Annotated in this window: 9 protein-coding genes and 1 pseudogene; 4 read left to right on the top strand and 6 right to left on the bottom strand. The window is 71.6% G+C overall.

Annotation, left to right across the window (positions count from 1 at the left end):
• Positions 1-74 precede the first annotated feature (74 nt).
• Together ACGF3H_RS26335 and ACGF3H_RS26330 are read right to left on the bottom strand one after the other, a co-directional pair.
• Positions 75-773 (bottom strand): response regulator, encoded by a 699-nt coding sequence (locus ACGF3H_RS26335; RefSeq protein WP_362496835.1) that lies wholly within the window; start codon positions 771-773, stop codon positions 75-77.
• Entirely contained in the window at positions 770-2482 is a 1713-nt protein-coding gene (locus ACGF3H_RS26330) for a sensor histidine kinase (protein WP_362496832.1), read from the bottom strand. Before ACGF3H_RS26330 ends, ACGF3H_RS26335 begins: the two co-directional genes overlap by 4 nt.
• A 123-nt stretch (positions 2483-2605) precedes the next feature.
• Between ACGF3H_RS26330 and ACGF3H_RS26325 the strand changes: the two genes are divergently transcribed.
• The 4 genes from ACGF3H_RS26325 to ACGF3H_RS26310 all read left to right on the top strand — a co-directional run bounded on the left by ACGF3H_RS26325 (position 2606) and on the right by ACGF3H_RS26310 (position 7283).
• The gene (locus tag ACGF3H_RS26325; RefSeq protein WP_362497052.1) at positions 2606-4021 is read left to right on the top strand and encodes a cation:dicarboxylate symporter family transporter; all 1416 of its coding nucleotides are present in this window, start codon (positions 2606-2608) and stop codon (positions 4019-4021) included.
• 113 nt (positions 4022-4134) lie between these two features.
• On the top strand, positions 4135-4563 hold the full coding sequence (locus ACGF3H_RS26320) for a MerR family transcriptional regulator (RefSeq protein ID WP_362496830.1): 429 nt from the start codon (positions 4135-4137) through the stop codon (positions 4561-4563).
• Positions 4560-4892 carry a thioredoxin gene (gene trxA / locus ACGF3H_RS26315; RefSeq protein WP_362496828.1) on the top strand — a complete coding sequence of 111 codons (333 nt, stop codon included), beginning with the start codon at positions 4560-4562 and terminating at the stop codon, positions 4890-4892. The genes ACGF3H_RS26320 and trxA overlap by 4 nt, the downstream gene beginning before the upstream one ends.
• Positions 4893-5012: 120 nt before the next feature.
• Complete coding sequence (locus ACGF3H_RS26310) at positions 5013-7283, top strand: ATP-dependent DNA helicase (protein WP_362496826.1); 2271 nt, start codon at positions 5013-5015, stop codon at positions 7281-7283.
• A 69-nt stretch (positions 7284-7352) separates the two neighbouring features.
• Here the strand turns inward: ACGF3H_RS26310 and glgB are convergent, their stop codons facing one another.
• From glgB to ACGF3H_RS26290, 4 genes and pseudogenes are all read right to left on the bottom strand, one after another.
• Positions 7353-10067 (bottom strand): 1,4-alpha-glucan branching enzyme, encoded by a 2715-nt coding sequence (glgB, locus tag ACGF3H_RS26305; protein WP_362496823.1) that lies wholly within the window; start codon positions 10065-10067, stop codon positions 7353-7355.
• A 41-nt stretch (positions 10068-10108) separates the two neighbouring features.
• On the bottom strand, positions 10109-11515 hold the full coding sequence (locus ACGF3H_RS26300; RefSeq protein ID WP_362496822.1) for a phosphotransferase: 1407 nt from the start codon (positions 11513-11515) through the stop codon (positions 10109-10111).
• An 89-nt stretch (positions 11516-11604) separates the two neighbouring features.
• Positions 11605-13305: a maltose alpha-D-glucosyltransferase gene (gene treS / locus ACGF3H_RS26295; protein ID WP_362496819.1), complete on the bottom strand. Its 1701-nt coding sequence runs from the start codon at positions 13303-13305 to the stop codon at positions 11605-11607.
• Positions 13302-14307, bottom strand: a pseudogene (locus ACGF3H_RS26290) (alpha-1,4-glucan--maltose-1-phosphate maltosyltransferase); the annotation flags it as partial. The pseudogene ACGF3H_RS26290 and the gene treS, both read right to left, overlap by 4 nt.

Raw genomic sequence — 14307 nt, 5'->3', positions numbered from 1 at the left:
TCGGCGAACGTAAGAGGAGTGGTCTAGTCAGGTCAATGCGTGTGCGGTGGTTTACCCGCGCGGACCGCCTCTGCTCAGCCGTCCCGCCGGGTGCTCCGGAGCCACCGGTACACCAGCTCGGGCCGCCCCACCTGCCCGTAGAGCGGGCTGCGCCGGGCCCGGCCGGTGTCCACCAGGTGCTCCAGATAACGGCGGGCGGTGATCCGCGAGATGCCCACGGCCTCCCCCACCCCGGCCGCGGTCAGGCCCTCCTCCGCGCCCCGCAGCGCGCCCGTCACCCGTTCCAGCGTGGGCGCGCTGAGCCCCTTGGGCAGCGCCGCCGGGGCGGGGGCCCGCAGGGTGGCCAGCGCCCGGTCCACCTCCTCCTGGCCGCTCGCCTCGCCGGCGGTGCCCCGGAACTCGGCGTACCGCACCAGCCGGTCCCGCAGGGTGGCGAAGGTGAACGGCTTCAGCACGTACTGGACGACGCCCAGCGACACCCCCTCCCGCACGACCGTCAGGTCCCGGGCCGACGTCACCGCTATCACGTCGGTGTGGTGCCCGGCCGCCCGCAGCGAACGGGCCAGCTGGAGCCCGTGCACGTCCGGCAGGTGCAGGTCGAGCAGCAGCAGGTCGACGGGGGTACGGTCCAGCACGCGCCGCGCCTCCGCCCCGCTGTGCGCCTTGCCCACGGCCGTGAACCCCGGCACCCGCCCGACGTACATCACGTGCGCGTCGGCGGCGACGGGGTCGTCCTCGACGACGAGCACGCGGATAAGCTGCGCTTCACTCATCCCCGGCCTCCGTGCCCCGGTCTGCCGGCCGGCGCCCCGCCCGCGGCCGCGACGCCGGGCTCCGTGCCCGCGACGCGGGGCTCCGTCCCGGGACCGGCGGTGCCGTCCAGCGGCAGCCGTGCCTCGAAGCGGGCGCCGCCTCCGTCGGCCTCCGTCACGGTCAGTGTGCCGCCGTGCCGGTGCACCGCCTGGTGGACCAGCGCGAGACCCAGGCCCCGTCCGCCGGGCCCGGCCGGCTTGGTGGAGAAGCCCCGCTGGAAGAGCAGCCCGGCATGGGCCGGGTCGACGCCCGCGCCGGTGTCCGAGACCCGCAGCACCAGCTCCGAACCGGCCCCGGCCGTGTCCCTGCCGGTGTACGCCGCCACCGTCACCCGCGAGGGCACCCGGCCCTGGGCCGCGTCGACCGCGTTGTCGATCAGGTTGCCCAGGATCGTCACCAGGTCCCGGGCGGGCAGGGACGACGGCAGCAGCCCGTCGTCCAGCCGGCTGTCCTGCGACACCACCAGTTCCACTCCCCGTTCGTTCGCCTGTGCCGTCTTGCCCAGCAGCAGCGCGGCCAGCACCGGCTCGCTCACCGCCGCCACCACCTGGTCGGTGAGCGCCTGCGCCAGCTCCAGCTCGGCCGTCGCGAAGTCCACCGCCTCCTCGGCGCGCCCCAGCTCGATCAGCGAGACGACCGTGTGCAGCCGGTTGGCGGCCTCGTGCGCCTGCGAGCGCAGCGCCTGCGTGAAGCCGCGCTCCGAGTCCAGTTCGCCCATCAGCGACTGCAGCTCGGTGACGTCGCGCAGGGTCACCACGGTGCCCCGGCGCTCACCGCCGGAGACGGGCGAGGTGTTCACCACCAGCACCCGCTCGGCCGTCAGGTGCACCTCGTCCACCCGTGGCTCCGACGCCAGCAGCGCCCCCGTCAGCTGCGCCGGCAGGCCGAGGTCGGCGACCGAGGCACCGACCACGTCGCCGCTCACGCCGAGCAGCTCCCGTCCGCCGTCGTTGATCAACGCGACACGGTACTGCCAGTCCAGCATCAGCAGCCCTTCCCGTACCGCGTGCAGCGCCGCCTGATGGTAGTCGTGCATGCGGCTGAGCTCGTCCGCGTTCATGCCGTGGGTGTGCCGGCGCAGCCGCGCGTTGATCACGTACGTGCCGACCGCGCCGAGCACCAGGGCACCGACCGCGACGCCGAGCAGGGCCGTCAGCTGGTCCTGCACCCGCTTGCTGATCTCCTCCACCTTGATGCCGGCGCTGACCAGTCCGACGACCCGGCCGTCGTCCCGCACGGGTGTGACCGCCCGGACCGACGGCCCGAGCGTGCCGGTATAGGTCTCGGTGAACGTCTCGCCGCGCTGCGCGCGTTCGATGTGGCCCTGGAAAGGACGGCCGATCTGCTGCGGTTCGGGGTGGGTCCAGCGGATGCCCTGCGGGGTCATGATCGTGACGAAGTCGACGTCGGTGTCCCGCATGACGCGCACCGCGTACGGCTGGAGCCGTGACGTGGGGTCGGCGGTGCCGACGGCCTCCAGCACGGACGGCGAATCGGCGATCGACAGCGCCACCGACCTGGCCTGCCGTCCCGCCGCCTCCTCGGCCTGCCCCCGGTCGCTGAGGTAGGTGAACAGCGCGTACCCGGCGACGACGACCGCGATCAGCACGGCCTGCATCGCGAAGAGCTGGCCGGCCAGGCTGCGGGGCCGGGGGATGCTGAGGCGCATGCCGCCAGTGTCTCTCCTGGCTGATTGCGAACTAAATGAACGCAAGGGTGACCGCGCTCACAGGGCAGGAGATAGTCGCCGCATCCCCAACCGAACCGCCCGGACGTGAGCCGCACGCCGGTGATGCCGACGACGTCGTCAAGGAGGGCCGCCGTGACCACAGCCGATACGGCACCTGCCGCACCCCCCGCCAAGCGGGACCGCACGCACTATCTCTACATCGCGGTGATCGTCGCGGTCGCCCTCGGTATCGCCGTCGGCCTGATCGCGCCCGACTTCGCGGTCGAGCTGAAGCCGATCGGCACCGGCTTCGTGAACCTGATCAAGATGATGATCTCGCCGATCATCTTCTGCACGATCGTGCTCGGCATCGGTTCGGTCCGCAAGGCGGCGAAGGTCGGCGCGGTGGGCGGCATCGCCCTCGTCTACTTCATGGTGATGTCGCTGGTCGCCCTGGCGATCGGCCTGATCGTCGGCAACATCCTGGACCCGGGCTCCGGCCTCGCGGTCACCGACGCCGTCAAGGAGACCGGCCACGCGCAGGTCGACGCCGAGGCCAAGGACACCACCGAGTTCCTGCTCGGCATCATCCCCACCACGATCGTCTCGGCGTTCACCGAGGGCGAGGTCCTGCAGACCCTGCTGATCGCCCTGCTCTGCGGCTTCGCGCTCCAGGCGATGGGCAAGGCCGGTCAGCCCGTGCTGCGCGGCGTCGAGCACATCCAGCGCCTGGTCTTCCGCGTCCTCGCCATGATCATGTGGGCGGCGCCGGTCGGCGCGTTCGGCGCGATGGCGGCGGTGACCGGTTCGGCGGGTGTGGACGCCCTGAAGAGCCTGGCCGTGCTGATGCTCGGGTTCTACGTCACCTGCATCCTGTTCGTGATCGTGGTGCTGGGCGCGCTGCTGAAGATCTGCACCGGCGTCAACGCGCTCTCGCTCTTCAAGTACCTGGGCCGCGAGTTCCTGCTGATCCTCTCCACGTCCTCCTCCGAGTCGGCGCTGCCCCGTCTCATCGCCAAGATGGAGCACCTGGGCGTCAGCAAGCCGGTGGTCGGCATCACCGTCCCGACCGGCTACTCGTTCAACCTCGACGGCACCATGATCTACATGACCATGGCCTCGCTCTTCATCGCCGACGCCATGGGGACGCCGATGTCGATCGGGGAGCAGATCCCGCTGCTGCTGTTCCTGTTCGTCGCCTCCAAGGGTGCCGCCGGTGTCACCGGCGCGGGTCTCGCGACGCTGGCCGGCGGTCTCCAGTCGCACAAGCCCGCCCTGGTCGACGGCATCGGCCTGATCGTCGGCATCGACCGCTTCATGAGCGAGGCCCGCGCCCTGACCAACTTCGCGGGCAACGCGGTGGCGACCGTCCTGATCGGCACCTGGACCAAGGAGATCGACAAGGACCGGGTCGCCGAGGTGCTGGCCGGCCGGGTCCCGTTCGACGAGCGGACGCTCCTGGACGACGGCCACGGCGGCGGCGACACCCCGGCGGAGCTGCCCGAGCAGGGTGGCGAGAAGGAGCTGGCCAAGGCCTGACCCCCCGCCCCGCACAGCACCGGGCGGCTGAGGGCTCCCCCCGACGCTCAGCCGCCCGGCCCTTTCCCCTCCTCCTTGCCTTGACGTCCGCGTCAAGGCTTACGTTCGTCCTCATGCGAATCGGTGAGCTGGCCGCACGCGCCGGGACCACGACGCGGACGCTGCGGTACTACGAGTCGCGCGGGCTGCTGCCCGCGCGGCGGGACGCCCAGGGGTACCGGACCTACGACGAGCGCGACGTGAAGCTGCTGGACCAGATCAGGACGCTGCGCGACTTCGGGTTCGACCTGGAGGAGACCCGCCCTTTCGTGGAGTGCCTGCGGGCCGGTCACCCGGAGGGCGACTCGTGCCCGGCGTCGCTGGCCGTCTACCGCCGCAAGCTGGCGGAGTTGGACGCCCTGATCGGCGAGCTGCGGGGCGTGCGCGCGACGGTCGCGGACCAGCTGGTGCGCGCGGAGCGGGCGCGTGACGGGCTGGCCACCGAGGCGCTGGTTCCGGGGGGCCCGGAGCCCGAGTGCGAACTGGGAGGGCGAGGACTGTGAGCGTAGCGACTGGTGTGGCCGAGGTGACCGACGCGACCTTCGCGGACGAGGTCGTCGGGGCAGGGCTGCCGGTGCTGGTGGAGTTCACGGCGGACTGGTGCCCGCCGTGCCGGCAGATGGCCCCGGTGCTCGGCGCCCTGGCCGCGGAGGAGGCGGACCGGCTCCGGGTGGTCCAGCTGAACGTCGACGAGAACCCGGAGACGACCAACGCCTACAAGGTGCTGTCGATGCCGACCTTCATGCTGTTCCGCGACGGTGAGCCGGTGAAGGCGATGGTGGGCGCCCGGCCGAAGCGGCGGCTGCTGGAGGAGCTGTCCGACGTGCTGTGACCGGCGCAGGCAGAAGAAATCCCCCGAGTGCAATTGCGCTCGGGGGATTTCTTTGCGTATATTCGTTGATTCGTGACTTCAGAAAATAGGCGTCACGAAGAAGTTCACTGAGCACAGTATATGCGGGCGGGAGTGGCATTGTCAAACAACGAATTTCCGGACGATGAATTGCGGCACGAACAGGAATTCATCGACGGGCTGTACGCGCGCGTGGACGCGCTGCGGGGCGACACCGAGGTCTCGGTCACGGACGCGCTCGCGCAGGGCAACACCCCGATGCAGGCCAGACTGGAACGGGACATCCTCGTCGCCGAGCGCTCCGGGCTGCTCGCCGCGCTCAACGCGGTGGACGGCTCCCTGTGCTTCGGCCGCATCGACCTGGCCTCCGGTGCGGGCCACCACATCGGCCGCATCGGCCTGCGCGCCGACGACGCCGAACGCACCCCCGTACTGATCGACTGGCGGGCCGACGTCGCCCGCCCCTTCTACCTGGCGACCGGCCACACCCCCATGGGCCTGCGCCGCCGCCGGCACATCGCGAGCGAGGGCCGCCGCGTCACCGCCCTGCACGACGAGATCCTCGACCTCGGCGACGAGATGCGCACCGGCCACGAGGACCCGTCGGGCGACGCCGTGCTGCTCGCCGCGCTGAACTCCGCGCGCACCGGCCGCATGGGCGACATCGTGCAGACCATCCAGGCCGACCAGGACCGCATCATCCGCGCCCCGCACCGCGGCGTGCTGGTCGTCGAGGGCGGCCCCGGCACCGGCAAGACCGCCGTCGCCCTGCACCGCGCCGCCTACCTGCTCTACGAACACCGCGAACTGCTCGCCAAGCGCGCCGTCCTCATCGTCGGCCCCAACCCGGCCTTCCTCGGCTACATCGGCGAGGTGCTGCCCTCGCTGGGCGAGACCGGGGTGCTCCTCGCCACCGTCGGCGAGCTGTTCCCCGGCGTGAAGGCCACCGCCGCCGACACTCCCGAGGCGGCGGCGGTGAAGGGCCGGGCCGACATGGCCGGCGTCCTCGCCGAGGTGGTCCGCGACCGGCAGGCGCTGCCGGACCCGGTCATCGCGATCGAGCACGACCGGGACGTCCTCATGCTCGACGACGACCTGGTCAACGTCGCCCGCGAGCGCACCCGCGCCACGGGGCTCCCGCACAACGTGGCCCGCGAGCACTTCGAGGGCCACATCCTCAACACCCTCACCGACATGGTCGCCGAACGCATCGGCACCGACCCCTACGACGGCACCAACCTCCTCGACCCCAGCGACATCACCCAGATCCGCGACGAACTGGCCGAGAACCCCGAGGTCTGGTCGGCCGTCGACCGGCTCTGGCCCCGGCTGACCCCCCGGCGTCTCGTCGCCGACTTCCTCGCCGCACCCGAGGACTTCCTGCCCGCCGAGGACGCCGCCGCCGTGCGCCGCCCGGTCACCCGGCACTGGACGGTCTCCGACGTCCCCCTGCTGGACGAGGCGGCCGAGCTGCTCGGCGTCGACGACCGGATCGCCCGCTCCCGCGCCGAGCGTGAGCGGGAGGAGCAGATCGCCTACGCGCAGGGCGTGCTCGACGTGTCGTACGCGTCCCGGACCTACGAGTTCGAGGACAAGGACGAGGAGGACGCCGAGGTCCTGCTCGCCCACGACATCATCGACGCCGAGCGCTTCGCCGAGCGCCAGGAGGAGGACGACCACCGCAGCGCCGCCGAGCGCGCGGCGGCCGACCGCACCTGGGCGTTCGGGCACATCATCGTCGACGAGGCCCAGGAGCTGTCCCCGATGGCGTGGCGGCTGCTGATGCGCCGCTGCCCGACCCGCTCCATGACCCTGGTCGGCGACCCGGCGCAGACCGCGGAGGCGGCCGGTGTCGGCTCCTGGTCGAAGATCCTCGCGCCCTACGTCGAGGACCGCTGGGAGCACACCCGCCTCGGCGTCAACTACCGCACCCCGGCCGAGATCATGGACCTCGCGGCGGCCGTCGTCCGCGCCGAGGACCCGGAGTTCGCCCCGCCGAGCTCGGTGCGCTCCACGGGCGTGCGCCCCTGGATCCGGGCCGCCGGCGACCTCCCGGCCGCCGTCGCCGAGGCCGTCCGGGAGCTGGCCCCGGACGAGGGCCGCCTCGCCGTCATCGCCCCGCGCGAGCTGCACGGCGCGCTCGCGGCCCGCCTGGACGGCGTCACGGCGGGCGCCGAGCCGGACCTGACCCGGTCCGTCGTCCTCCTCGACCCGCGCCAGTCCAAGGGCCTGGAGTTCGACTCCGTCCTGGTGGTCGAGCCCGGCCGCTACGGCACGAGCGACCTGTACGTGGCCCTCACCCGCGCCACCCAGCACCTCGGCGTCCTGCACGCCGAGCCGCTGCCGAAGGGGCTGGTGGACGCGGCCGGGTAGACCGGGTCACCGGGGTCGGAACCTCCGGGGAAGGCCCCGGCTGCCGCCGGGCGGCCGGGGACCGGTCCGTCACGCCGGCCGCAGCCACACCGTCGCCAGGGGCGGCAGGGTCAGCCGGATGCTCGCCGGGCGGCCGTGCCACCCCTGCGGCTCCGGCTTCACCGGGCCCGGGTTGCCCACGTCGCCGCCGCCGTACCGGGCGGCGTCGGTGTTGAGCACCTCGTGCCAGGCGGGCACCTCGTCGGGTACGCCGAGCCGGTAGTCGGGGCGGACGACCGGCGCGAAGTTCGACACCGCCAGCAGCGGGACGCCGTCCGCGTCGTACCGCAGGAACGCGAGGACGTTGTCCTCGGCCGCGTCCCCTACCACCCACGAGAAGCCGGCGGGGTGGGTGTCCCGCTGCCACAGCGCGGGGGTGTCCCGGTACGCGGTGTTCAGATCGCGGACCAGGTCCAGCACGCCCCGGTGGTCGGCCGCCGCCCCGTACTGCGGATCGAGCAGCCACCAGTCGGGGCCGCGCTCCTCGGACCACTCGGCGCCCTGCGCGAACTCCTGTCCCATGAACAGCAGCTGCTTGCCGGGGTGCGCCCACATGAAACCGAGGTACGCCCGCTCGTTCGCGCGCTGCTGCCACCAGTCGCCCGGCATCTTCGACACCAGCGACTTCTTGCCGTGCACCACCTCGTCGTGCGATATCGGCAGCACGTAGTTCTCGCTGTACGCGTACACCATGGAGAACGTCATCTCCCCGTGGTGGTACTTGCGGTGCACCGGCTCGTGGCTCAGGTACTCCAGCGAGTCGTGCATCCAGCCCATGTTCCACTTCAGCCCGAACCCGAGCCCGCCGAAGCCGCTGGGCCCCTTGTGGTGCGTGGCCCGCGTGACCCCGTCCCAGGCCGTGGACTCCTCGGCGACGGTCACGACGCCCGGCACCCGCCGGTACACGGTGGCGTTCATCTCCTGGAGGAACGCCACCGCGTCCAGGTTCTCCCGGCCGCCGTGCTCGTTGGGCGTCCACTGGCCCGGCTCGCGCGAGTAGTCCAGGTACAGCATCGAGGCGACCGCGTCGACGCGCAGCCCGTCGATGTGGAACTCCTCGCACCAGTACACGGCGTTGGCGACGAGGAAGTTGCGCACCTCGCGGCGCCCGAAGTCGAACTCCAGCGTCCCCCAGTCCGGATGGGCGGCCCGGAGCGGATCGGAGTGCTCGTACAGGGGGCGTCCGTCGAACTCGGCCAGCGCCCAGTCGTCGCGCGGGAAGTGCGCCGGCACCCAGTCCATGAGGACGCCGATGCCGGCCTGGTGCAGCCGGTCGACCAGGTACCTGAAGTCGTCGGGGTCGCCGAGCCGGGCCGTGGGCGCGTAGAAGCCGGTGACCTGGTAGCCCCACGAGCCGCCGAAGGGGTGCTCGGCGACCGGCATCAGCTCGACGTGCGTGAAGCCCAGGTCCTTGACGTACGCGGGCAGTTGCTCCGCGAGCTCGCGGTACGTCAGACCCGGGCGCCAGGACGGCAGGTGGACCTCGTACACCGACATCGGGGACTCGTGCGCGGGCGCGCCGGCGCGGGCGGCCAGCCATGCGTCGTCGCCCCAGGTGTAGTCCGAGGCGTGCACGACGGAGGACGTGGCCGGCGGGACCTCCGTGCGGCGGGCCAGCGGGTCGGCGCGGAAGGTGCGCGAGCCGTCGGGCCGGGTGATCTCGAACTTGTACAGTTCGCCCGCGCCGATGCCGGGCAGGAACACCTCCCACACGCCGGTCCCGCCGAGCGACCGCATGGGGTGGCCGGTGCCGTCCCAGAAGTTGAAGCCGCCGGCGACGCGCACCCCGCGCGCGTTCGGCGCCCACACCGCGAAACGGGTGCCGGTCACCCCCTGGTGGGTCGTCGGGTGCGCGCCGAGCGCCTGCCACAGCTGCTCGTGCCGGCCCTCGCCGATCAGGTGCAGGTCCAGGTCGCCCAGGGTGGGCAGGAAGCGGTACGGGTCCTCGGTCTCCTGGACCGTCCCCTCGTAGGCGACGAGGAGCCGGTAGGCCGGGACCTCGGCGAGCGGCAGCAGTCCCGAGAAGAATCCCTCCCCGTCGCGGGTCAGCTCGGCGCGCAGTTCGCCGGCCAGGACGGTCACGGCGAGCGCGTACGGCCGGAACACCCGGACGGCGATTCCGCCGGGCACCGGGTGTGCGCCGAGCACGGAGTGCGGGTCGTGGTGCGTGCCGGCCAGCAGCCGCTCCCGGTCACCGGCGTCGAGCGCGACGGAGGCGGTGGCTCCGACGGGGGCGGGGGCGGTGTCCACGGCCGCCGCGCCGGCGGTGGTCCGCCGCGGCGCGGGAGCCCTCCTCGCGACGGTCTTCCTCGCCGCCGGGGCCTTCTTCGCGGTGGCCCTCGTGGTGACGGTCTTCTCGGGCACTGTCTTCTCGGTCACGGTCTTCTTCGCCGCCGGGGCCTTCTTCGCGGCGGCCTTTTTCGTGACGGCCTTCTTGGACACGGCCTTCTCGGTCACCGTCTTCTTCGTGGCCGCCGTCTTCGCGACCACTTTCTTCGCGACCACTTTCTTCGCCGGCGCCTTCTCGGCAGGAGCGTTCGTGGCGGTGGTCCTCTTCGCCGTGGCCCTCTTCGCAGTGACCTTCTCTGGACCCTTTCCCTGCGGGACCACCTTCTTCACGGCTGCCCTCGCCGTCTTCTTCACCGCCTTCTGCGCGGGTGTCCTCTCGGCGGCCGCCATTTTCGTGCTCTTCTCCTCGGCCGTCTTCTTCGGATCCGGACCGCTGGACGGGGGGCGGGGGGTCACGGGAGGAGCCTCCTAGGCGACGAGCGAGCGGGAAGAGAGGATCAAGAGATGACGCCGGGCCGGTCGGGCACGGCCAGGCGGCGCACCGCGGAGAGGGGCACCGGGAGCCAGTCGGGACGGTGCCGGGCCTCGTACACCACCTCGTAGACGGCCTTGTCCGTCTCGTAGGCGCGCAGCAGCACCGGGTCGGTGCGCGGGTCGAAGCCGCCGGCCTCCGCGTACCCGGTGCAGTACGCGGCCCGGCAGGTCTCGGCCCAGCCGGGTACCGGGGTCTCGGCCGAGTGCGCCGCGTAGTCGAAGGAGCGCAGCATCCCCGCGACGTCCCGGACCGCGGGCTGCGGCAGCCGCCGCTCGGCCAGCGGTTTCGCGGGCTCGCCCTCGAAGTCGATCAGCGACCACTGCCCGGAGGGCGACCGCAGGCACTGGCCGAGGTGCAGATCGCCGTGCACGCGCTGCGCGGTCCAGGTGCGGCCCTCGCCGGCCAGGTCGGCCAGGGCCGTGAACGCCGTGCGCAGGCCGGGCGCGTACGGCGTCAGGGCCGGCACCGCGTGGACGGCCTCCTCCAGCCGCGCGATCATGCCGTCGACCAGCGGCCGCAGCCGGCTGTGGCCCAGCGTGACCGTCGGCAGGGCGCGGGCCAGCGCGGTGTGCACCTCGGCCGTGGCCCGGCCGAGCGCCCGGGCCTCGGCGGCGAAGTCCTCGCCTTTGGCCAGTTCGCGCAGGGCCAGCTCCCAGCCGTCGGTCGCGCCCTGCATGTACGGCTGGAGCACGCCCAGCACCCAGGTCCGCCCGGTCAGGTCCGCCACCATCCAGCCCGTGGGCGCGGGCACCCGGGGGCAGCCCTCGCGGGCCAGCGCCAGCGGCAGCTCCAGATCCGGGTTGATCCCGGGCACGATCCGGCGCAACAGCTTGAGAATGAACGTATCTCCATACACGACCGACGAGTTCGACTGCTCGGCGGTCATCAGGCGTGGGACCAGTCCGGAGCGGATCTCCTGGTCCGGGTCGCGCTCGAAGCGGAGCCCGCCGACGCGGGCACGGGAGCGCAGCGCCTCCAGCAGCACCTCGGCGGGCCTGGTGTCGTGCAGGGCGTCGTAGGCGGTGCGCCCGGCCAGTGGGCCCTCGGTGACGTGCCCGATCAGGGCGGGCGCAAGCCGGGGCGGCAGCGCCTCGCGCACCCCGATCAGCAGCTGGTAGCAGTCGCCCGGCTGCTCGGGGGAAGCGAGGGCCGGCACGAGCGGCTGGTGGGCGCGCACCAGCACGTGGAAGAGGCCGAGACGGGCGTCGGCCGGCAGCAGCTCGGTGGCCGCGACCAGCGAGAACCCGGTGACCGGGCGCCCCTTGCCCGCGAACCAGCGCTGCCGCGGCAGCCATTCCCGCAGCAGCGGGTCCAGGGACGCAAGGAGTCCGGGCGGGCTCGTGACGGTGCGTATGACGGCTTCCGACATGGCGTCGCGTCCTTTCCCCGGGTCGTCGGGGTGTTACTGATGCGTGCCCCGGGCGGGGCGGGGGAAACCGCCCCGCCCGGGGGCGGGGGCTAAGCGGCGTCCTTGCGGAGCCGGAACCAGTAGAAGCCGTGCCCGGCGAGCGTCAGCAGGTACGGCAGCTCGCCGACGGCCGGGAAGCGGACCCCGCCGAACAGCTCGACGGGGTGGCGTCCCTCGAAGGCGCTCAGATCGAGCTCGGTGGGCTGGGCGAACCGGGAGAAGTTGTGGACGCACAGCACCAGGTCGTCCTCGTACTCGCGCAGGAAGGCCAGTACGGCGGGGTTGGACGAGGGCAGTTCGGTGAACGATCCCAGGCCGAACGCCACGTTCTGCTTGCGGATCTCGATCATGCGGCGGGTCCAGTGCAGCAGCGAGGACGGCGAGGCCATCGACGCCTCGACGTTCGTCACCTGGTAGCCGTAGACCGGGTCCATGATCGTCGGCAGGAACAGCCGGCCCGGGTCCGACGACGAGAAGCCGGCGTTGCGGTCCGGGGTCCACTGCATGGGGGTGCGCACCGCGTCGCGGTCGCCGAGCCAGATGTTGTCGCCCATGCCGATCTCGTCGCCGTAGTACAGGATCGGCGAGCCGGGCAGGGACAGCAGCAGGGCGGTGAACAGCTCGATCTGGTTGCGGTCGTTGTCGAGGAGCGGGGCGAGGCGCCGTCGGATGCCGATGTTGGCGCGCATCCGCGGGTCCTTGGCGTACTCCGCCCACATGTAGTCGCGCTCTTCGTCGGTGACCATCTCCAGGGTCAGCTCGTCGTGGTTGCGCAGGAAGATGCCCCACTGGCAGCCGGACGGGATCGCCGGGGTCTTCGCCAGGATCTCCGAGACCGGGTAGCGCGACTCCCTCCGGACCGCCATGAAGATCCGCGGCATCACCGGGAAGTGGAACGCCATGTGGCACTCGTCGCCGCCGCTCGGATAGTCACCGAAGTAGTCGACGACGTCCTCCGGCCACTGGTTGGCCTCGGCGAGGAGCACCGTGTCCGGATACTGGTCGTCGATCTCCTTGCGCACCCGCTTCAGGAAGGCGTGCGTGGCCGGGAGGTTCTCGCAGTTGGTGCCCTCCTGCTGGTACAGGTACGGCACGGCGTCCAGGCGGAACCCGTCGATGCCGAGGTCCAGCCAGAACTTCAGGGCCGAGATCATCTCCTCCTGCACGGCCGGGTTCTCGTAGTTCAGGTCCGGCTGGTGGGAGAAGAAGCGGTGCCAGTAGTACTGCTTGCGGACCGGGTCGTACGTCCAGTTCGACGCCTCGGTGTCCACGAAGATGATCCGCGCGTCCTGGAACTGCTTGTCGTCGTCGGCCCAGACGTAGTAGTCGCCGTAGGGGCCGTCGGGGTTCTTCCGGGACTCCTGGAACCACGGGTGCTGGTCGCTGGTGTGGTTCATGACGAAGTCGATGATCACGCGCATGCCGCGCTGGTGGGCGGCGTCGACGAACTCGACGAAGTCGGCCAGGTCGCCGAACTCGGGCAGGACGGCGGTGTAGTCGGAGACGTCGTAGCCGCCGTCCCTGAGCGGTGACTTGAAGAAGGGCGGCAGCCACAGGCAGTCCACCCCGAGCCACTGCAGGTAGTCCAGTTTGGCGGTCAGGCCCTTGAGGTCACCGACGCCGTCGCCGTTGCTGTCCTGGAAGGAACGGACGAGGACCTCGTAGAAGACGGCCCGCTTGAACCAGTCCGGGTCGCGGTCCTTGGCGGGAGTGTCCTCGAAGGTGTCCGGTACGGGCTCGTTGACGATCATGTTGTCGGGGACCCTCCGATCTGCGGGGTGGACGGTCGCAGAACCGTGCAGACATGCGCGGGCGTCCGGCCCGGCTCGAGGCGCACATAGTTGGCCCTGCCCCAGTGATAGGTCTCACCGGTGAGCTCGTCGCGCACCGGCACCGACTCGTGCCAGTCCAGGCCGAGTTGCGGCATGTCCAACGAGACCGTGGCCTCCTGGGTGTGGTGGGGGTCGAGGTTCACGACCACCAGAACCGTGTTCGATCCCTGGCGCTTCGAGTACACGATCACCTCTTCGTTGTCCGCGTGGTGGAAGTGCAGATCGCGCAACTGCCGCAGGGCCGGGTTCTCGCGCCGGAGGGTGTTGAGCTTGGTGATGAGGGGGGCGATGGTGCGGCCCTCGCGGTGGGCGGCGTCCCAGTCGCGGGGGGTGAGCTGGTACTTCTCGCTGTCGAGGTATTCCTCGCTGCCCTCGCGCAGGGGGGTGTTCTCGCAGAGTTCGTAGCCGCTGTAGATGCCCCAGGTGGGGGAGAGGGTGGCGGCGAGGACGGCGCGGACCTCGAAGGCGGGGCGGCCGCCGTGCTGGAGGTAGGCGTGCAGGATGTCGGGGGTGTTGGCGAAGAAGTTGGGCCGCATGTAGGCGGCGGCGTCCCCCGCGAGTTCGGTGAGGTACTGGGTCAGTTCCTGCTTGGTGTTGCGCCAGGTGAAGTAGGTGTAGGACTGCTGGAAGCCGATCTGGGCGAGGGTGGCCATCATCGCGGGGCGGGTGAAGGCCTCCGCCAGGAAGATGACGTCGGGGTCGGCGTGGTTGATCTCGCCGATGACGCGTTCCCAGAAGACGACGGGTTTGGTGTGGGGGTTGTCGACGCGGAAGATGCGCACGCCGTGGTCCATCCAGAACCTGAGGACGCGGACGGTCTCGGCGACGATGCCGTCCATGTCGGCGTCGAAGGCGATCGGGTAGATGTCCTGGTACTTCTTGGGCGGGTTCTCGGCGTGGGCGATGGTGCCGTCGGGGCGG

This window comes from Streptomyces sp. NPDC048185, assembly GCF_043202495.1.
GTDB lineage: Bacteria > Actinomycetota > Actinomycetes > Streptomycetales > Streptomycetaceae > Streptomyces.
Note: the sequence above shows the minus strand (reverse complement) of the source record. Positions and strands in the feature narration are given on the sequence as shown.

What these genes read in the sequence shown, in the direction of transcription:
- ACGF3H_RS26335 (WP_362496835.1), bottom strand. Translation starts at nt 773, where the DNA reads ATGAGTGAAGCGCAGCTTATCCGCGTGCTCGTCGTCGAGGACGACCCC.
- ACGF3H_RS26330 (WP_362496832.1), bottom strand. Translation starts at nt 2,482, where the DNA reads ATGCGCCTCAGCATCCCCCGGCCCCGCAGCCTGGCCGGCCAGCTCTTC.
- ACGF3H_RS26325 (WP_362497052.1), top strand. Translation starts at nt 2,606, where the DNA reads ATGCCGACGACGTCGTCAAGGAGGGCCGCCGTGACCACAGCCGATACG.
- ACGF3H_RS26320 (WP_362496830.1), top strand. Translation starts at nt 4,135, where the DNA reads ATGCGAATCGGTGAGCTGGCCGCACGCGCCGGGACCACGACGCGGACG.
- ACGF3H_RS26310 (WP_362496826.1), top strand. Translation starts at nt 5,013, where the DNA reads ATGCGGGCGGGAGTGGCATTGTCAAACAACGAATTTCCGGACGATGAA.
- ACGF3H_RS26300 (WP_362496822.1), bottom strand. Translation starts at nt 11,515, where the DNA reads ATGTCGGAAGCCGTCATACGCACCGTCACGAGCCCGCCCGGACTCCTT.
- treS (WP_362496819.1), bottom strand. Translation starts at nt 13,305, where the DNA reads ATGATCGTCAACGAGCCCGTACCGGACACCTTCGAGGACACTCCCGCC.